Raw genomic sequence first — 19,377 nt, 5'->3', positions numbered from 1 at the left:
ATTGTTGTTGCAATGTTTCTAACGATATTCACATTCGTATCAACGCTACAACCACTTGCAGTTCAAGCAGCTACCCAATTAGCTGACGGTGAATATTCAATCGGTTTCAAAGTTTTGAAAGATACATCAGATGAAGAATCAATGATGAATCAATATTCTGTAAGCCCGGGGACTTTGAAAGTGAAGGATGGGAAAAAGAAAGTATCCTTTACGTTAACACATAGTTCATGGATTACGAAGTTTGAAACAGAAAAAGGTAGCCAATTCGTTGATGTAAATGTAGTGAGTGAAGATAAAGAAAACGATACAAGAGTAGTAGAATTTGATGTAGAAGATTTAGAAAAAATATTAAATGCAAAAGTAAAAGTTGATATTGATGCTTTTAATTATCATCATTACTATGATATTCGTATTTCATTCGATCAAAATAGCATTACACCAATTCATGTAGAAAAACCAGATGAAAAAGAGGACCCAGCTAATAAGCCAGATCCAAATGAAAATCCGGATCCAAGTCAGAAGCCCGACCAAAAGCCTGACTCAGATCAACAACCAAATTCTAACACAATTAAAGATGGTGCGTACAGCATTCCATTTAAAGTGTTAAAAGATAAAACAGATGAAGAATCTAAAATGAATACTTATATGGAAAATCCAGGGGTATTGAAAGTAGAAAATGGTAAGAAAAAAGCGATTGTAACGCTAAAAAGTAGCTCATTAATTAAAAATTTCCAAACGGAAAAAGATGGTGCATTTGTTGATGCAAAAGTAGTGAGTGAAGATAAAGAAAAAGATACAAGAGTAGTAGAGTTTGAAGTAGCTGATTTATCAAAAAAACTAAATACAAAAGTATTTATTGAGATGGCATCAAGAAATTACAAGCAAACTCATGACGTACAACTTGTATTTGATCAAGATAAACTTGAACCAATTAAAAGTGAAGACAAACAACCAGACGGAGACAAACAACCAGACGGAGACAAACAACCAGACGGAGATAAACAACCAGATGGAGATAAACAACCAGACGGAGACAAACAACCAGATGGAGACAAGCAACCGGATGCTGAAACAATTAAAGATGGTGAATACAGCATCAATTTTAAAACATTAAAAGATCAAACAGACGAAATTTCAATGATGAACACATATACAAAAAATCCAGGTGTATTAAAAGTAAAAGATGGTAAGAAGTATGTATCATTTACGTTAACGAATAGTGCTTGGATTACAAAGTTTGAATTTGAGAAAAATGGTTTGTTTGTTGATGCAAATGTAATAAGTGAAGATAAAAAAGCCGATACACGCGTAGTGGAAGTAGAAGTACCGGATTTATCGAAAAAGTTAAATGCAAAAGTAAAAGTAGATATCGATTCAATGAATTATCACCATTTTTACGATATTCAATTTGCATTTGATAAAGATAGCATTAAGCCGTTAGATAACCAAGGCGGAAATGACAACCAAGGCGGAAATGACAACCAAGGTGGAAACGACAACCAAGGCGGAAACAACAATCAAGGCGGAAACAATAACCAAGGTGGAAACAACAACCAAGACAATAACACAACAATTGATCCAAATGCTCTTAAAGACGGTGAATACAGCATCGGTTTTAAAGTGTTAAAAGATAAAACCGAAGAAATTTCAATGATGAACACATATACGAAGAGTCCGGGCGTATTAAAAGTGAAAGATGGTAAGAAGTATGTATCCTTCACATTAACGAATAGCTCATGGATTACAAAGTTTGAGTTTGAAAAGAATGGCGCGTTCGTCGATGCAAAGGTATTAGGTACAAGTAAAGAGCAAGATACAAGAGTAGTAGAAGTGGAAGTAGATGATTTATCGAAAAAGCTAAATGCAAAAGTGAAAGTAGATATCGATGCAATGAACTATCATCATGTCTACGATATTCAATTTGCATTTGATAAAGGTAGTATTAAAGCTTTAGGTAATCAAGATGGAAACAACATTCCAGGCGGAAACGATAACCAAGATGGAAACAATAATCAAGGCGGAAATGACAACCAAGGCGGAAACAATAACCAAGATGGAACGAATAATCTAAATGAAAACCCAACAGTTGATCCGAAAAATTTAAAAGACGGTCAGTACGATATTGCTTTTAAAGTGTTAAAAGATCAAACTGATGAGATTTCAATGATGAATCAATATGTTCTAAATCCAGCGAGATTAACAGTGAAAGATGGCAAAAAATATGTTGCGGTGACACTGAAAGATAGTGCATGGATTACGAAGTTCCAAACAGAAAACGCTGGTGCATTTGTTGATGCAAAAGTAGTAAGTGAAGATAAGGTTGCCAATACAAGGGTAGTAGAGTTTGAAGTAGCTGATTTATTTGCAAAATTAAATGCAAAAGTAAAAGTAGATATCGATTCAATGAACTACCATCACTTCTATGACGTACAAATTCAATTTGATACGACGAAGATCGGTGCTATAGGAACGGTAAAAGAAGAGCCAAAGAATGAACCGAAAACCCCAGTGACTACACCGAAAGTAGATAATGTAAAAACAGTAAGTACTCCTGATTTCAACCGAAATGCGGATGATAAGAAGAAAAAAGAAGATCAAAAAAATGATTCGAAAAAAGAGAAAAACTCAAAAACTGCAGATACAGCACAACTTGGTTTATACATGGTGCTACTGCTAGGGTCACTTGCTTTATTAGTTCGTAAATATAGAGCTGGTAGATTGTAATTTTTGGAGTCTTGATGCGTGTTCGCGTGCATCAAGACTTGTTTCATATTGTTTGGAAAGGAGTGGTGATTGAGAGTGAAGAAAATCGCAAGTGTACTAATGGCTATCATTCTGTTAATGAGTATAGCTGGGTGCTCATCACCAAAAATAGAAACAGCGAAGCAGGTAAAGAGTGATAGTAAAGAGCGAATTGTTGCAACGACAGTTGCTGTTACTGAAATTATGGATGCGTTAGAAGTAGAGTTAGTTGGTGTCCCAACAAGTTCTAAAACTTTACCGAAGCGATATAAAGGTTTACCTGAAGTTGGGAATCCGATGAGTCCTGATATGGAAAAGGTAAAATCATTAAAGCCGTCAGAAGTGTTATCTGTGACAACACTTAAATATGAATTAAAGCCAGTTTTTGATGGTGTGGGTATGAAAGCAAACTTTTTAGATTTAACAAGCTTGAAAAATATGCAAAATTCCATTAGCGATTTAGGTAAGAAATATGGACGCGAAAAGCAGGCTGAAGAAGTTGTAACTAAGTTAGATAAAAAGGTTGCTAGCATTCAAAAAGAAGTAAAAGGAAAGAAAGAACCGACAGTGCTTATTTTATTAGGTGTGCCGGGGAGTTATTTAGTAGCAACAGAGCATTCTTATATTGGAGATTTAGTGAAACAACTAGGTGGTAAAAATATTGTGAAAGGTGAACAAGTAGAGTATTTAGCCTCTAATACAGAGTATTTAAAGAAAGCTGATCCAGATATTATTTTACGAGCAGCTCATGGTATGCCTGATGAAGTTGTAAAAATGTTTGATAAAGAATTTAAAACAAATGACATTTGGAAGCACTTCGCTGCAGTTAAAAATAACCGTGTTTACGATTTAGAAGAGCGTTTATTTGGAACGACAGGTAATTTAGCAGCAATTGAAGCGTTAGATGAATTGAAAAAAATGATGTATCAGTGATGCATTTTAATATAAAGGAAGAGTGGAATGAATAAAAAAACTTGGAGTTTCCTCATTGTTACTGCATTGCTTATTGTTATGACATCATTGTCAGCGATGAAAGGGAGTTTAGAAGTAGGTATTGTTGAGCTTGTACAAGGGATATTTACAGGGGGAAATGAAGATGTTGAAGTGATTAAAGATTTACGTTTCCCACGTATTGTTATTGCACTATTTACTGGAGCAGCTCTGGCTGTTTCAGGTGTGCTTTTTCAAGCTGTTATGAAAAATCCACTTGCTGATGCTGGGGTAATCGGTATATCTTCTGGAGCAAGTTTTATGACACTCGTTATTATTACGTTGTTCCCGCAATTCTTTTTCTGGACACCAGTATTCGCCTTTTTAGGTGGTGCGTTTGCATGTTATCTCGTTTATGCATTTTCATGGAAGTCAGGATTAAGTCCACTACGCATTATTTTAATTGGTATTGCTATTAATGCGATGTTTACTGGATTAAATGAATCATTCGTTACGATTTGTGGATATTTTATTAAGAGTATTAAGCAAACGACGACTTCTAACATAACAATGAAGACGTGGGGCGATGTAGAAATAATGGTTACATATGGGACGATTGGCCTTATTCTCGCTCTGTTTGTAGGAGCATGGTGTAACTTATTATCACTACAAGATAAGACTGCGAAAAACTTAGGCTTGCACGTGACGAGAGTTCGTCTTATTATTTCTGCCATTGCAGTACTTTTAGCGGCAGTATCAACTGCGATTGCGGGCGTTATCGCTTTCGTTGGATTACTTATCCCGCATATTTCAAGGCAATTGGTTGGATCAGATCATAAAGTACTTATTCCGTTTTCAGCCCTTGCAGGTGCGTTATTAATTTTAACGGCAGACACAATCGGGAGGTTAATTGTGCCACCTAATGAAATTCCAGCAGCAACAATTATGGCGGTTATTGGTGGTCCATTCTTAATATTCTTGCTTAGAAAGAGTGATAAAGTTCATGGAAATTAAAAATGTAACCTTTTCGTATGACAATGTAACAGATCGTTTAAAGTCTGTTAGTAGTGAGATAGAGGTTGGAAAAATTACAACAATTATTGGCCCAAATGGTTGTGGGAAATCAACGTTACTAGGTGTTATGTCGCGAAATCATAATCCCCATAGCGGGGAAGTAATGCTAGATGGGAAAGCCATTAGCCAGTATAAGCCGAAAGAATTTGCTAGAAAGCTAGCGGTCGTTCATCAGCAAAATGAGGCGCCATCAGATATTACAGTTGAGAAATTAACGAGTTTTGGGCGTATGCCATATAAAAATATTTTTTCTACACAAACTGATGAGGATAGCGAAGCGATCGAAAGAGCATTGGCGTGTACGAGATTACAAGATAAGCGTGATAAGCCAATACATGCATTATCTGGTGGAGAAAGGCAACGTGTTTGGATTGCGATGACATTAGCGCAAAATACACCCATGCTGTTCTTAGACGAACCAACGACGTATTTAGATATCTATTATCAACTTGAAATATTAGAGTTAGTGAAAGAGTTAAATGAAGTACATGGTTTAACGATTGTTATGGTATTACATGACATTAATCAAGCAATCCGTTATAGCGATCATATTATCGTTATGAAAGATGGAGAAATTGTGATGAAGGGTAAGCCAGGTGAAGTCGTAACGGAAGGTATGATTAAAACGATATATGGTGTAGACGTTGTTGTAAAGCACGATAAGGATACAGGGTTGTATATGGTACCAATGGGTATTTAAATATATGAACAATCCATTTTGAGGTGATAATTTGAGTAGTAAAAAAGAAAAGAAAAAGAGTTCTTTTTTTCAACGAATACTTACAGTTGTCTTTTTAGGTATCTTTTTCTACTCTATGTATGAATTAGGCGGTATTTTTATGGACTACTATGAAAATCGTAAAGTACTGGCTGAAGCGCAAGAAATTTATGAGCGGAGTCCGATAGAGGAAAAGGCAAAAGACGGAGAAATACGAACACAGTTTCAAGCTTTACAAAAAATTAATCCAGAAATAGTTGGTTGGATTACGATGGATGATACGCAAATTAATTATCCGATTGTTCAAGCGAAAGATAATGATTACTATTTATACCGTAATTATAAAGGTGAAGATATGAGGGCAGGCAGTATTTTTATGGATCATCGTAACGATGTGAAATCTCAAAATCGAAATACAATTTTATACGGACATCGTATGAAAGACGGTTCTATGTTTGGGAGTCTTAAAAAAATGTTAGAAGAAGATTTCTTTATGTCTCATCGCAAATTGTATTACGATACTTTGTTTGAAGGATATGATGTAGAAGTATTTTCAGTATATACAACGACAACTGATTTCTATTATATTGAAACGGATTTTGGAAGCGATGAGGACTATGGATCTTTTCTAGAAAAAATTAAGGAAAGGTCACTCTATAAAACAGATACAAAAGTGACAGCGGATGATCAAATTTTAACACTTTCTACGTGTGATTATGCACTGGATCCAGAGGCTGGCAGACTAGTCGTTCATGCGAAGTTGGTGAAAAGAAGTTGAAAAAAAGAAAAGGTATAGAAGTTGAGAAGATACATTACTTCTCATACTTCTATACCAATTATTAAACCAAAAGTTATTGTGCTGCAGCCATTGGCATGCGTACAACTTCAACATTGTAGTAAGTGATTTTATTATCAAGAATATATTCTGGCATCCCGCCTTGATGTGAGTGAGCATCTTTAAATGCTGAGCTCTTCGTCCAACCTTGGAAATCTTCTTTTGCATTCCAGCGTGTGCTAATTGTTACTTCATCATAATCAACTGTATTTTGCGTTAAAAGAACTTCTAACCCTAAAAAGCCTGGCATCGTTTCGACTTGACCTACTTTATTAAAGCGCTCAATTAATTTATGTCCATTTCCCTTTGTAATTTTAGCTGTATTTGTAACAATAATCATGTGTTATTCCTCCTATAAATGTAGCCTTTATTTTCGAGAACTCATATACATTAAATGATAATGAAAATCATTATCATTGTCAATGATAATTTTAAATTATGATAATATTTTTTTATGTAAGTACGGTTTCCTCCTGTTGAATGTGTTGACTATATATTTAACTTGGTTATATATTATGTGAATATAATTAATTGAAAATATGTAGAAGTAAAGAATGTTTATACTTTGCTGTCGCAATACTATGGACAAGGAGGATATTATGGTCGAATCACTTTTACTTAGTATCGTTATTATTATTACACTGGGCATCGCCTCACAATGGACTGCATGGCGCTTCCAGCTTCCAGCTATAGTTGTTATGGCCGTCGCTGGGTTATTGATTGGTCCCATTTTCGGTATTATTAATCCAAAAGAGGTACTCGGAGATATTTTTAGTCCGCTCGTATCACTTTCTGTTGCCATTATATTATTTGAAGGTAGTTTAAGTTTAGATATACGTGAACTGAGAGGATTGTCAAAACCTGTATTTCGTATTGTTACGGTTGGTGCGTTTATTGCTTGGATTGCTGGATCCCTTGCAGCTCATTTCGTCGCTGGATTGGGCGGTTGCATTTATTATTGGAGGACTTTTCATTGTGACGGGTCCAACGGTAATTATTCCGTTATTACGTCAAGCGCGATTAAAACCAAGAACAGCTGCCATTTTAAAGTGGGAAGGGATTATCGTTGATCCATTTGGAGCTTTACTTGCTGTATTTGCTTTTCAAATTGTAAATTTCTTAACGAAAGAAACTGTACAACTGCATACGTTACTATATTTCTTTGCTGGTTCATTATTCGCAATGGTGCTCGGATATGCATGTAGTATTTTTATGATCTATATGATTTTAAAAGGAAAAGTACCAGAGTATTTAAAGGCGCCGCTTTTGCTCGTTACGGTATTATTATGTTTCGGTATTGCAGATGAAGTGATGCATGAAACAGGTATGTTAGCCGTAACGGTAATGGGGATTACGCTTGCTCGGATGAAGAAATATATTTCATCCATCGGTGATATTCGACATTTCAACGAAAATATTTCAGTACTATTAACGTCGACTGTTTTTATCATATTAACAGCTTCGCTTCCAAGGACGACTATTATGGAGATTTTTAGCTGGCCTATTATAAGTTTTGTACTTATGATGCTATTTGTTGTTCGTCCTTTATCGATTTGGGTATCGACAATTGGAACAGAGTTAACAAAATCAGAACGGGCTTTAGTTGGTTGGATTGCGCCGCGAGGTATTGTTGCATTAACTGTTTCTAGTTATTTTGCGACTGAGTTATTACAAGAAGGTTATAAAGATGCTTCAATATTAACGGCACTTACATTTGCGCTCGTTATTACGACAGTTTGCGCTCACGGATTCTCAATTAGGTTTTTAGCTAAGAAATTAGGATTGGCGAATACTGAGCCACCAGGTATTTTAATTTCAGGCGCGAGTACATTCTCAGCTGCTTTTGCGTTGCATTGTAAAGAGATGAGTATTCCGAGTTTAATTGTAGATGTATCAGAAGAACATTTGCAATGTGCGAAAGTAAAAGAGCTTAATACTTATAATGGCCAAATACTCTCAGAACAGTTGCAATTTGAAGTTGATATGAATCAATATGAATACTTAATTGCAGTTACAGATACGGATTCATATAACGTATTGGTTGCCAATACGTATGTTCCGCAGTTTGGACATCATAATACATTTTTACTCCCAATTCATGATGTGGAAAAAATTGAACAAGAGCGCATTTCTCTTTCGAAAAAAGCGCATTTACTGTTTGGGAAAAATGAAATTTATGAAGAGTTAAATAGAAAGATTGAAGATGGTTATACATTTAAAACGATACAAGTTGAGAAAGAACAAAAAATTAATAAAGAAGAGATCTATTCAGAGGATGTACTATTATTGATTCGTCACAATGACGGTAGTCTTACGTTTTCGACATTGTATAAATATATAACAGTTATGCCAGGAGATGAGCTAGTTGTACTAGCAAAGCAATAATATGGTATAGTGAAACGAGGCTGTTTTTTAGCCTCTTTTTTATATGCTTCCTACTAATAGAAAGCATTCAAATGGAAAGGAAGACATTACATGCGATCTGAAGTAACTATAAAAATAAAACCGAAATTTATAAAAGAAATTAAAAGTGGATATCCGCTTATTTTAAAAGATGCAATTCAAAACTTAAATGATGTTCGTGAAGAAGGAACAATCATCAAAGTAGTAGATGAAAAGAACCAATTTATCGGAAAAGGCTATTATGGAAAACAAAATAAAGGGTATGGCTGGATTTTAACGAGAAAAGAAAAAGAGCAAATTAATCAGGATTTCTTTGAAAGTAAAATCAAATCCGCGTTACATAAACGAAAGCAGTTCTATAAATCAAAGGATACAACGGCATTCCGTGCCCTAAATGGTGAGGGAGACGGTCTTGGCGGTTTAATCATCGATTATTATGACGGTTTTTACGTGGTGAGCTGGTATAGTGAGGGGATTTATACTTTCAGAGATGAAATTGTAGCAGCTCTTCAAAAAGTAGCGAACTTTAAAGGTATCTATGAGAAAAAGCGTTTTGATACGAAAGGGAAATACATTGAAGATGATGATTTCGTAGCGGGAGAGCGCGGTGAGTTCCCACTTATCGTAAAAGAAAACGGTGTAAACTTTGCTGTATATTTAAATGACGGGGCGATGGTTGGTGTATTTTTAGATCAACGTAACGTTCGAAAACAAATTCGTGATAAATATGCACAAGGAAGAACTGTTTTAAATATGTTCTCTTATACAGGAGCGTTCTCTGTATTTGCAGCGCTTGGCGGCGCAAGTAAAACAACAAGTGTTGACCTTGCCAATCGTAGTTTAAGTAAAACGATTGAGCAGTTCAGTGTAAATGAAATTGATTACGAAGCACAAGACATTATTGTAGAAGATGTATTTTTATATTTCAAATATGCAGCTAAGAAAAAGATGAAATTTGATATGGTGGTACTTGATCCTCCAAGTTTTGCACGCTCTAAAAAATATACATTTAGCGCAGCGAAAGACTATAAAAACTTATTAAAAGAAACAATCGCGATTACAGAAAATAACGGTATTATCGTTGCTTCTACAAATTGTAGCGCGTTCGATATGAAAAAGTTTAAAGGTTTTATCGATACAGCATTTAAAGAAATGAATGGAAAATATAAAATATTAGAAGAACATTCTTTACCAGAAGATTTCCGTACAATTGATCAGTTTAAAGAGGGAGACTATTTAAAAGTAGTTTTCATCGAGAAAATTAAAGGTTAATACAGAAAAAGGAGCTCAAGTTTAAATGAGCTCCTTTTCTTATTGAACGATATTTTGTACTCTGCCAACTTGCCCATCCTGCAATCGTACTTTAATACCGTGCGGATGAGAGGGGGAGTTAGTTAGAATATCTTTTACAATTCCTCTTGTTAGCTTGCCTGTACGTTGATCTTGTTTTAATACAATATCAACTTCAAGACCTGATGAAATGTTAGATCGTTTTTGTCCGTTCATTTACACACCTGTACGTCTACGTTGGTTGTTTGTTTTCTTCGTTTGTTGGTTTTGTAATTTTTTCGTTGCTTGGCTTTGATTCGTATTGTTTGCAGCATTTCCATTTCCTTGCTTTTTCTTTGCAAGTTGTTCGCGCATTAAATCAGCTAAGCTTACTTTTTTGTTTTCTGACATGATAAGTCTCCTTTATATAAAGTTAATTATGAACAATAGTAGTGAATTTTATCATATCATTGTTAAGGAAGGAAGGGAAGTTGGTTTGAAAATTCATATAATTCTTTCCAGCATTCCTTCGTTACGATACAATTAAAATGTTAATGTTTGTAAAAAAAGGGGATAGAAATATGTCACATCATATTTTATTAGTTGAAGATGACATCTCAATTCAAGAGATGGTTGAAACATATTTAGTAAAAGAAGGTTTTCACGTTACAATCGCATCTGATGGAGAAGAAGGGGTTAACGCATTTTTAAAAGGTTCATTTGATTTGATTATCCTCGATATTATGATGCCAAAGCTAGATGGCTTAGAGGTTGTGCGAATCATTCGAGAAAAAAGTGCGGTGCCGATTTTAATGATGTCGGCAAAAGATACAGATGTTGATAAAGCTGTTGGGTTAGGACTTGGAGCAGATGATTACATTTGTAAGCCGTTTTCTATGATTGAATTGGTAGCACGTGTAAAAGCCGCTATTCGAAGGTCTACAAAGTATTCAGCTGTGGAATCGAAAGATGAGGCCATCCAGATTGGTGATTTAATAATTGACCCAATTAATTTTACTGTGGAGAAAAAGGGAAGACAGCTTAAACTTACTTTAAAAGAATTTGAGATTTTAAAGCTATTCGTGAAGAATCAAAATCGTGTTTTTACGAAAGTACAAATATATACGCTTGTTTGGAATGAAGAATATTATGGTGATGATAATGTTATTAATGTTCATATGAGAAGATTACGTGAGAAAATTGAAAGTGATCCATCTAATCCGGAATATATTAAAACACTATGGGGCATCGGTTATAAGTTGGAAGTGATGTAATATGGCCAATCTGTTAATAGGCATTATTTTTATATTGTTATGTGTCATTTACATACAATATAAAATGAGAAAAAACAGTAGCAGGAATTTACGGTACACATATGAAAAGCTAGAAAGTATTGTAAATGAAAAAACAGGTGAGAAGTTACTCGTTATGACAGATGATCCAGAATTGCAAAGGTTATTAGTAGCAATTAATCAATTATTAGATGCAAAACAGAAAACGAATGCCGATCATGCGAAAGTAGAAATTTCGATGAGAAAAATGCTTTCAAATATTTCACATGATTTAAAGACGCCATTAACCGTTATTCTTGGATATACAGAAATGTTAAATGCGGATAAAACGATAAATGAAGAAGAACGGCGAATATTACTTGAAAAGGTGCATATGAAAACGCTGGAAGTGATGGAACTGATTCATAAGTTTTTTGATTTGGCGAAATTAGAATCTGGTGACAAGGCAATCGAGATGACAAAAGTAAATATGAATGAAGTTTGCCGCGAGAAGATTTTATCTTTTTATGATTTAGTGACGACGAAAGGTTTTCATGTTCATATTGATATACCAGAAAGAAATATATATGCACTTGGAAATGTAGAAGTATTAGGTAGAGTATTGAATAATTTAATATCAAATGCGATTACATATGGAGACGATGGAAAGACACTCGGTATGACGTTAAGAGATGATGAAACGAGTGTGTATATAGATGTATGGGATACAGGAAAAGGAATTGATGAATCTCATATTGATAAAGTGTTTGAGCGTATGTACACACTTGAAGATTCAAGAAATAGATTGTACCAAGGAAGCGGTCTAGGATTAACGATTACAAAAAGGCTTGTGGAAGCGATGGATGGAAAAATTCATCTTTCTAGTAGGCCGTATGAAAAAACAATTTTTACAGTTGTATTAACAAAGATGCAGTTTTAGCTTGTAGAGAAGTAGATTCTACAAGCTTTTTTTCAGCGTAAGAAATTTGTAAGGAACGGGTAAGAAAAAAGAGATTTTCGTTGTCTATTATAGAAATATAAAGTAGTGCGAAAGGAGACAGTGACATGACATATATATTAAAAACGAATCAGTTAACGAAAGTGCTTAAAGGAAAAGAAGTTATTTCTAGCGTTAACATGCATGTGAAAAAAGGAGAGATATACGGTTTCTTAGGACCGAACGGTGCAGGTAAAACAACGATTATGAAAATGATCACAAATTTAATCAAACCGACGAGCGGTGATATTGAAATTTTCGGTGAGAAGTTAACAGACACTTCTTATGAAGTATTAAAAAGAATGGGAACAATTATTGAATATCCGGTTTTTTATGAGAAGCTAACAGCAAAGGAAAACTTAGAATTACATTGTGAATATATGGGCTATTACGATAAAAATGCAATTGATCATGCTTTAAATTTAGTGAAACTGCACGGCATTGATAATAAAAAAGTAAAAGATTTTTCATTAGGGATGAAACAACGACTCGGTATTGCAAGAGCAATCATGACAAAACCAGAGCTTCTCATTTTAGATGAACCAATTAACGGTTTAGATCCAATTGGTATTAAAGAATTGCGAGATTTATTTAAAATGCTCTGCAAAGAATATGGCATTACTTTATTAGTTTCTAGTCATATTTTAGGCGAGATGGAACAAATGGCAGATACAATTGGTGTTATTCAAAATGGGAAACTAATAAAAGAAGTTTCAATGAAGAGTATTAATGGAAAACAAACAGAGTACATTGAAATCACTGTTCCTGATGTAAAACGTGCAGCTTATATTCTAGAAGATAAACTCGGTATAAAAAATTACAAAATAATGAGTGGAAACATGATTCGTGTTTATGAAGTGGCGGTGACGCAGCAAGCAATTTCAAAAGCACTCATTATGAATGATGTAGAAATTGAAAGTATTAATAAGAAGCATAGCTCCTTAGAAGAATATTTCTTGAATGTAATGGATAGAGAAGGTATTCATGCTTAATGGAGGTGGCTTATATGTTTAAACTAATGAAGCTCGAATGGAAGAAACATCAATTATCTAGTTACTTTAAAGGTGTAGCAATTTGTATTATAGTAATTTTTGCTGCGGTAAGTCTTATGGGGTTGGGAGCGAAATTGGAAGAAGATGCGGCGCTCACTGATTTTACAAAATATATGACCTTAGCAAACATCTTTATTAGGATGACATTTCTTATTTTTAGTTCGGTCATTTTATCACGTTTAGTAATTGATGAGTATAAGAACAAAACAATGCAACTATTGTTTATGTATCCATTGCAAAGGAAAATGTTAATGAGGGCGAAATTAACAATCGTTTTTAGTTTTTGTTTTGTGAGCATGATTATTGCTACTTTCACTATTAGTTTGCTCATACTTTTTATGAATCCAATGATGGGAGTAATTGAAACGCCTGTTACGATGGGGGAAATAATAGCTACCGTTCCAGCTACTTTTATAAATGCATTTATGATATCCGGTATAAGTTTAATTCCTTTATTTTTTGGGATGAGAAAGAAATCGACACCGACAACGATTACTTCTGCAGTAATAATTGGGATGATAATGAACAGTAACATTGGAAACAATCAAGTAAGTTTTTATAATTTTATAGCTATCCCAATAGTGCTCTGTTTATTAGGGATTTTTATTAGTTATCTTTCATATCGTAAAATCGACAAGGTTGATGTGGCGTAGAGTAAGTTTAAAACAACAACGAACTGGGGTATGAATGTTGAAAAAAATAATAGTAATTGCAATTTTATTTCTGACAATTGCTAGTGTGGTTTTTGGTTTTAAGACATTTCAGGGGAAAGATTTTAAGAAAGAAAAGTCTTTTGAGATAAATAATATAAAAGAAATAGAAGTGGATAATGAGAACTGGGATATTGAATTTAAAAGTACAGATGGTAACAAAATAGTAATTTCTGCTCAAGGTCAACGAGTAGATAACGATTTAGAGCCTGTCAAAATAGAAAATGACGGAAAGAAAATTGTGATTAAACAAAAACAAAAGGCGATCAGATTTTTTAATGGTTTTACGTTTAGGAAGAAAAATAGTATATCTATAGCTATTCCGAAGAAAGAAATAGATAAAATTGTATTAAATAATAAATCTGGTGATGTGAAAATAAGCGATATAGTAGTAAAAAGTATCGTGACAAAAGGCAAATCTGGAGATGAAATGATTTTAGGACTATCGGCAGAGAAAGGCGAATTCATATCGCAAAGTGGAGAGTTAGCTGTAAAAGATAGTTCAGTACAAGAGTTAAACATAAAGTCTACGACTGGTGATAACTATATAACAAATGTAAACAACTTCAATATGAACATCAATTCAACATCCGGTGAAGTATTACTGAAAGATATGACAGAAGGAAAATCATTATTTGTAGAAACAAAATCAGGAGATATTGGCGTAAGGTATAAAGGTGTTCCAGCTTCATTGAAACTTACAGCTAAAAGTAATTCGAATGACATAATGGTGAATGTAAACGGATTGAAGAAAGACAAGAATACTGAAAAGATAATAGAAGGAATCATTGGTGATGCAACAAATGAAGTGAAGATTTTAAGTGAAACAGGAGCAATTTATATTGATTAAGTCTTAAACGAGAGGAGGACTATCATGCTACGTCTTATGAAGCTAGAACTGAAGAAATTTAAACTTGGCTGGTACGTGAAGAGAGCAGTAATTGCAAATCTTGTTATACTGGCATTATTGATTTTTGTCAGCATCGTTTCTCAAATAGAGGGAGATCCAGAAATAAGAGATCCGCAGGCGATTTTGTTAATGGCTAGTGCAATAGTAAGAGCAACATTTATTATTTTTGGTGCTGTACTAATAGCTAAGTTAATAATTGATGAATATAAAAACAAAACAATATTACTCATGTTTTCTTATCCAATTAATCGAAAGAAAATAATGATTAGTAAGTTGGCTATTACAGCAATATTAACATTCATAACAGTTATTTTATCCAATATTTTTGTAGTAGGAATTTTCATTGGAGTAGATAGTTATTTTTCGATTCTTTCTAATCCATTTACAGTAGATCAATTGATTCAAGAAGGGATAAATCTCGTTCCTTTAGCCATTGCCACTGCTGGAATAAGCTTAATTCCTCTATACTTCGGAATGCGTAAACGTTCAGTGCCAACTACTATTGTTTCGTCTATTATCGTTGTACTAATTGCAATTAATAACCCACCAATATTTCCTATAGCGACCTTTCTTCCCCTTCAACTAGCATTTGCAGTGATTGGAGTTGCGATTGCATATTACGGAATTAAAAATATAGAGAGGGAAGATGTAACAGCGTGACAAGAATAAGAAAAAAGAGTTGGCGTTACACCAACTCTTTTTTTGTATATGTATGCTTTGTTACTATTCTGTAAATTTGTAGTGTTTACTCAAATACTCTTGCACTCCTGGAGAAATGTTAAAGTTATTAGGACTTTTATATTCGATAGTAAATTCTCCGTCTCCACTTGTTTCAAAGGAGACCGCATAGCTATCCATTTTAGCATCGTAAGAAGTATTTTTGACTTCCGCATCTAGATTAAAGTATTTTGTAATATATTCTTTTGATTCCGTAATTGCTGTTTGTTTTTCCCAAGGGGTACCATAATATGTGAAATAAAGAGATACACTAATAACTCCAATAATAGAAGTTAGTAAAATAGTTCCCATAACTATTTTTTTATTTTTTGTATTCAATTTGGTTGCGCCTCCTTATAATATGTATTCATTTTAACGTGTTTTTTCCATAAAACAACCATTTAATAGAAAATAGTTTCACATGAAACAAGTTACAGAAAAAGACAAGGTTTGTAAACACCTTGTCTTTTTCTGTAGTTACATTTTAGGAGCTTCCATTCCAGCCGCAGCCCATTCTTCTTTTGCAGGACCATATACGCCAGGAACTGTTAAGCCAGCTTGGCGCATTAAAACTGTCATTTGTCCGCGGTGGTGATTTTGATGATTAATGAGCGTCATTAAAAATATAGAATTCGGCATAGGGCGACCAAAGAAATCATTAATAGTAGTTAAGTCTTTATCAGTCCATTCGCTTTGAAGTGCTTCAACAAAAGCCGCATTTACTTTACGATACCCATCTGCAATTGTTTTTGCTGAAGTTGGAACAGGATAATCTTTCGTTTCCCCTTCAAACTTAAGCCCTGTACCAGATAGCATAACAGGAAGTGCTGTAACGATATGCCAAGCGACTCTCCCTAACGTCCAGTGCCCAGGTGCAATTTCTTGTGATAAAGATTCATCTGTTAATGTATCGAGCATCTTTTGAGTAGACTCAGCCTCGTATGTCCATGATTGTAAGAAGCCTTCAATTGTTTGGTACATTGTTATCCCTCCTATTTTTGTTCATAGATTAAATTCGTGAGAGATAATATAATCCCTGTTCCACAAGAAATAATTAATGAAGCATTGCTACAATATGAAAATAATTAGAAAATATTTGTAAAAGTGTCAGAAAACGAATGTATTCATTCGTATATATAATGGATAAAGAATGGGATAAAGAATGGAATAAAGAGTGGTGATAAGGGTGAAGGATATAGAAATAGTAGAAGGTCTTCGAAAGCAAGATATGTTAGCATTACATACAGCAATTGATCGATATGGGGATTTAATTTATAAGGTGGTTCATAGTGTTTTAGATACGGCACAGAGTAAGGTGTTAGTGGACGAATGTGTTGATGATATTTTATTAATCGTTTGGTACAACATTAGTAGTTATGATGAAAATCGTGGGAAATTTAGAAACTGGCTTATATCTGTCGCTAAATTTAAAGCCATTGATTATAAACGAAAAAGTAATAAGGCTTATCAATTACAAGAGTTTCAGCAAGAAATATATGAAGATAGAAAAAATGTCAATTTAACAAAAGAAGAGCGAGATTATAATTTTTACGTTTTAATTAAAGAATTGAATGAAGAAGATAAGAAAATTTTTATAAAAAGGTATTTAGATGAATATAGCGTACAAGAAATAGCGCTTGAATTCGGTATGACACGAGATACGGTATATAGCAGGCTTTCAAGAGGGAGAAAAAAATTGAAGAAGATGTTGGGGGGGAAAAGAAATGAATAAAGAAAAGTTACTTCAGGAATTAAATAACTTGCAGTATAGCGATAATTTTGTAGATGATTATAGAAATGATGAGAAAATAGATAAAAAGAAAATAGATCGTACAAAAGAAGTTGTAACAAAAACAATTTTAATGAAACGTTGTTATGAGGTTGTACAAGAAGAGTTACAGGGAAGCGAAGAGATTTTATATAGTATGTTTGCTGAAAATCCTCGCGTGAAAAATTGGCAGACAGGAACAGCGATGAGCTTAGGGGTAGGCGTTCTTTCAATGAACTTCGGTATTAATAATGTGTTAATCGTTACAAATAAACGGTTGTATGTGTTTTTTATGGATCGTTATTATAATGAAGTTGATTTAAAAGTATGTGTATTGAATGAAGTAGCTTATATGAAAACAATATTAGACCGTAAAGGTGGAAGTGAGTTTCTGCATATAAAGTATAAAAATGATAAGGAATACGTATTATTGGGAAATGCTGATGATTACAGAGAGTTATTTCAAATAGTAGGTAGATTGAAAATAGCAAACGGAATAGAACTAAGGTTACAGGATAAGAAATTAAAGAGACGGTTAACTTTAAAACGAAGTGTGTTTAATATAATCATGTACTCACTTGTTATATACTTTATGTACAAAGCTTATATTAATTTTATGCCATAATAAAAAAGACGGCTTCACATATATGAAGCCGTCTTTTAACTAACCTTCTTCCCACTCTTCCTCATCAACCATAAGAAATACGGTGCTCCAAGTACAGCAACAACAAGCCCAGAAGGAATTTCCTTCGGATATGCAATCGTTCGTCCGAGTAAGTCAGCAACGGAAAGAAGGATTGCTCCAAACAGTGCTGAACAAACGAATAGTCTTTGATGATTCATGCCAACAACGATTCGCGCTAAGTGCGGTGCAACAAGGCCTAAAAAGGCGATAGTACCGACAGCAGCAATATTAATTGATGCAAGTAGTGTCGCTAACACAATTAGAGCAAGATGCGTTTTATTTACAGGCTGCCCGAGTCCGGTTGCTAAATCATCGCCAAGCACAAGAACGTCGAGTTATTTCATTTTATTATAATTCTTAATGTCTGCCATCCCTACTGGCTGAACACCAAGTGCTAATAAGTCTTCTGAATATACCCACTCAAGTACAACAACTTTTTTCGCTGGTTTATCTAACTTCGTTTCCCCTTCAGCGTGTTTAATTGCTATAGCTTGATTTTTATTGTCCGCTTTTGTTTCTTTTTTCTCCTCTTTTTGCTGACCACATCCAACATCGAATAGAAGAACTGCTATGAAAATACCGATAATTTTCTTCATCTTCTGCCCAAAAATAAAATGTTTTATTTGCAATATGTACGATGGTGAAAGTCATTATCAATTAAAACATCCAAATCATACTATGAGGGCATTTTAAGTGTCAATATTTTTTGGGAATTTAGACTAAAAATAACGATTTATATAGATTTTAATATGTCATATTAAAATGCATACGTGTATCAAAGTTGAAGGAGCTGAAATTCCTTTAATGAGGAAGGCGAAAGTACAAGCGAAAGGAGAGCGTATTGCATGTAATATTTATTAGAATGTAAGGAAAAAAACTTTGTTTATAAAAGGTTTGTTCCAGAGCGGGTAGTTGATAAGGAAAATAAAAACTGATTTATATTAGAAAGATATTTTTAATTAGTGGGCTGTACTTAAACGATTGAACACGAAGGAGGGTCAACATGTCTTTATGGAGTAATAATGCAAATGGATATTGTGGATGTAATAATCAAAATGGTTTACATGTTGATTCGTGCTGTTTTAGTTGCGATGGGACAGTTCCTAAGCTTGGGCCAACGGGAGCAACGGGAGCAACGGGAGCAACAGGTCCAACGGGAGCGACAGGTTCAACAGGTCCAACGGGAGCGACAGGTTCAACAGGAGCAACGGGAGCGACAGGAGTAACGGGAGCAACAGGAGCAACGGGTCCGACGGGAGCGACAGGAGTAACGGGAGCAACAGGAGCAACGGGTCC

The 19,377-nt window shown here is 34.3% G+C and carries 19 protein-coding genes and 4 pseudogenes; 16 read left to right on the top strand and 7 right to left on the bottom strand.

Annotation, left to right across the window (positions count from 1 at the left end; genetic code table 11):
- The first annotated feature begins 12 nt into the window (after window positions 1-12).
- The 5 genes from BAU27_RS12365 (at window position 13) to srtB (ending at window position 6,242) form a co-directional block, all read left to right on the top strand.
- The gene (locus BAU27_RS12365) at window positions 13-2,724 is read left to right on the top strand and encodes an NEAT domain-containing protein (RefSeq protein WP_071771065.1); all 2,712 of its coding nucleotides are present in this window, start codon (window positions 13-15) and stop codon (window positions 2,722-2,724) included.
- A 69-nt stretch (window positions 2,725-2,793) separates the two neighbouring features.
- The gene (gene isdE / locus BAU27_RS12360; protein ID WP_071771024.1) at window positions 2,794-3,675 is read left to right on the top strand and encodes a heme ABC transporter substrate-binding protein IsdE; all 882 of its coding nucleotides are present in this window, start codon (window positions 2,794-2,796) and stop codon (window positions 3,673-3,675) included.
- A 27-nt stretch (window positions 3,676-3,702) separates the two neighbouring features.
- A complete protein-coding gene (locus BAU27_RS12355) occupies window positions 3,703-4,686 on the top strand; it encodes a FecCD family ABC transporter permease (protein WP_071771023.1) in 984 nt (327 codons plus the stop codon).
- Window positions 4,676-5,446 (top strand): ABC transporter ATP-binding protein, encoded by a 771-nt coding sequence (locus BAU27_RS12350; protein WP_071748248.1) that lies wholly within the window; start codon window positions 4,676-4,678, stop codon window positions 5,444-5,446. Before BAU27_RS12355 ends, BAU27_RS12350 begins: the two co-directional genes overlap by 11 nt.
- 31 nt (window positions 5,447-5,477) lie before the next feature.
- On the top strand, window positions 5,478-6,242 hold the full coding sequence (srtB, locus tag BAU27_RS12345; RefSeq protein ID WP_071748247.1) for a class B sortase: 765 nt from the start codon (window positions 5,478-5,480) through the stop codon (window positions 6,240-6,242).
- A gap of 73 nt (window positions 6,243-6,315) precedes the next feature.
- On the opposite strand, the gene isdG is transcribed toward srtB, so the two are convergent.
- On the bottom strand, window positions 6,316-6,639 hold the full coding sequence (isdG, locus tag BAU27_RS12340; RefSeq protein ID WP_000587825.1) for a heme oxygenase: 324 nt from the start codon (window positions 6,637-6,639) through the stop codon (window positions 6,316-6,318).
- A 259-nt stretch (window positions 6,640-6,898) separates the two neighbouring features.
- Here isdG and BAU27_RS12335 point away from each other — a divergent pair.
- Window positions 6,899-8,684, top strand: a pseudogene (locus BAU27_RS12335) (cation:proton antiporter).
- 90 nt (window positions 8,685-8,774) lie between these two features.
- Window positions 8,775-9,974: a class I SAM-dependent rRNA methyltransferase gene (locus BAU27_RS12330; RefSeq protein WP_071771022.1), complete on the top strand. Its 1,200-nt coding sequence runs from the start codon at window positions 8,775-8,777 to the stop codon at window positions 9,972-9,974.
- Window positions 9,975-10,013: 39 nt separating this feature from the next.
- On the opposite strand, the gene BAU27_RS12325 is transcribed toward BAU27_RS12330, so the two are convergent.
- Window positions 10,014-10,208, bottom strand: a complete 195-nt coding sequence (locus tag BAU27_RS12325) for a YwbE family protein (RefSeq protein ID WP_001014316.1) — start codon at window positions 10,206-10,208, stop codon at window positions 10,014-10,016.
- Entirely contained in the window at window positions 10,209-10,382 is a 174-nt protein-coding gene (locus BAU27_RS32335) for a hypothetical protein (RefSeq protein WP_071748244.1), read from the bottom strand.
- 170 nt (window positions 10,383-10,552) lie between these two features.
- On the opposite strand from BAU27_RS32335, the gene BAU27_RS12315 reads away from it, so the two are divergent.
- The 6 genes from BAU27_RS12315 (at window position 10,553) to BAU27_RS12290 (ending at window position 15,571) form a co-directional block, all read left to right on the top strand.
- Complete coding sequence (locus BAU27_RS12315) at window positions 10,553-11,245, top strand: response regulator transcription factor (protein WP_071771021.1); 693 nt, start codon at window positions 10,553-10,555, stop codon at window positions 11,243-11,245.
- A gap of 1 nt (window position 11,246) precedes the next feature.
- Entirely contained in the window at window positions 11,247-12,182 is a 936-nt protein-coding gene (locus BAU27_RS12310) for a HAMP domain-containing histidine kinase (protein WP_071771020.1), read from the top strand.
- Window positions 12,183-12,307: 125 nt separating this feature from the next.
- Window positions 12,308-13,231: an ABC transporter ATP-binding protein gene (locus BAU27_RS12305; RefSeq protein ID WP_071748241.1), complete on the top strand. Its 924-nt coding sequence runs from the start codon at window positions 12,308-12,310 to the stop codon at window positions 13,229-13,231.
- A 14-nt stretch (window positions 13,232-13,245) separates the two neighbouring features.
- Entirely contained in the window at window positions 13,246-13,944 is a 699-nt protein-coding gene (locus tag BAU27_RS12300) for an ABC transporter permease (RefSeq protein ID WP_071771019.1), read from the top strand.
- 34 nt (window positions 13,945-13,978) lie between these two features.
- Complete coding sequence (locus BAU27_RS12295) at window positions 13,979-14,851, top strand: DUF4097 family beta strand repeat-containing protein (RefSeq protein ID WP_071771018.1); 873 nt, start codon at window positions 13,979-13,981, stop codon at window positions 14,849-14,851.
- A gap of 24 nt (window positions 14,852-14,875) precedes the next feature.
- A complete protein-coding gene (locus BAU27_RS12290; protein WP_071748238.1) occupies window positions 14,876-15,571 on the top strand; it encodes an ABC transporter permease in 696 nt (231 codons plus the stop codon).
- 63 nt (window positions 15,572-15,634) lie between these two features.
- Here BAU27_RS12290 and BAU27_RS12285 read toward each other — a convergent pair whose 3' ends face one another.
- Window positions 15,635-15,967: a YfjL-like protein gene (locus BAU27_RS12285; protein WP_071771017.1), complete on the bottom strand. Its 333-nt coding sequence runs from the start codon at window positions 15,965-15,967 to the stop codon at window positions 15,635-15,637.
- A 138-nt stretch (window positions 15,968-16,105) separates the two neighbouring features.
- The gene (locus BAU27_RS12280; protein WP_071771016.1) at window positions 16,106-16,609 is read right to left on the bottom strand and encodes a DinB family protein; all 504 of its coding nucleotides are present in this window, start codon (window positions 16,607-16,609) and stop codon (window positions 16,106-16,108) included.
- Between the two features lie 196 nt (window positions 16,610-16,805).
- On the opposite strand from BAU27_RS12280, the gene BAU27_RS12275 reads away from it, so the two are divergent.
- Both BAU27_RS12275 and BAU27_RS12270 read left to right on the top strand, forming a co-directional pair.
- The gene (locus BAU27_RS12275) at window positions 16,806-17,360 is read left to right on the top strand and encodes a sigma-70 family RNA polymerase sigma factor (protein ID WP_071771015.1); all 555 of its coding nucleotides are present in this window, start codon (window positions 16,806-16,808) and stop codon (window positions 17,358-17,360) included.
- Window positions 17,353-18,021, top strand: a complete 669-nt coding sequence (locus tag BAU27_RS12270) for a septation ring formation regulator EzrA (protein WP_071771014.1) — start codon at window positions 17,353-17,355, stop codon at window positions 18,019-18,021. Before BAU27_RS12275 ends, BAU27_RS12270 begins: the two co-directional genes overlap by 8 nt.
- A 35-nt stretch (window positions 18,022-18,056) precedes the next feature.
- Here the strand turns inward: BAU27_RS12270 and BAU27_RS12265 are convergent.
- Window positions 18,057-18,416, bottom strand: a pseudogene (locus BAU27_RS12265) (FecCD family ABC transporter permease); the annotation flags it as partial.
- Between the two features lie 9 nt (window positions 18,417-18,425).
- Window positions 18,426-18,677 (bottom strand): annotated as a pseudogene (locus tag BAU27_RS31810) (ABC transporter substrate-binding protein); the annotation flags it as partial.
- A gap of 407 nt (window positions 18,678-19,084) precedes the next feature.
- On the opposite strand from BAU27_RS31810, the pseudogene BAU27_RS12260 reads away from it, so the two are divergent.
- Window positions 19,085-19,377: pseudogene (locus tag BAU27_RS12260) on the top strand (BclA C-terminal domain-containing protein); the annotation flags it as partial.

Source organism: Bacillus sp. NH11B, from assembly GCF_001884205.1.
GTDB lineage: Bacteria > Bacillota > Bacilli > Bacillales > Bacillaceae_G > Bacillus_A > Bacillus_A proteolyticus.
Note: the sequence above shows the minus strand (reverse complement) of the source record. Positions and strands in the feature narration are given on the sequence as shown.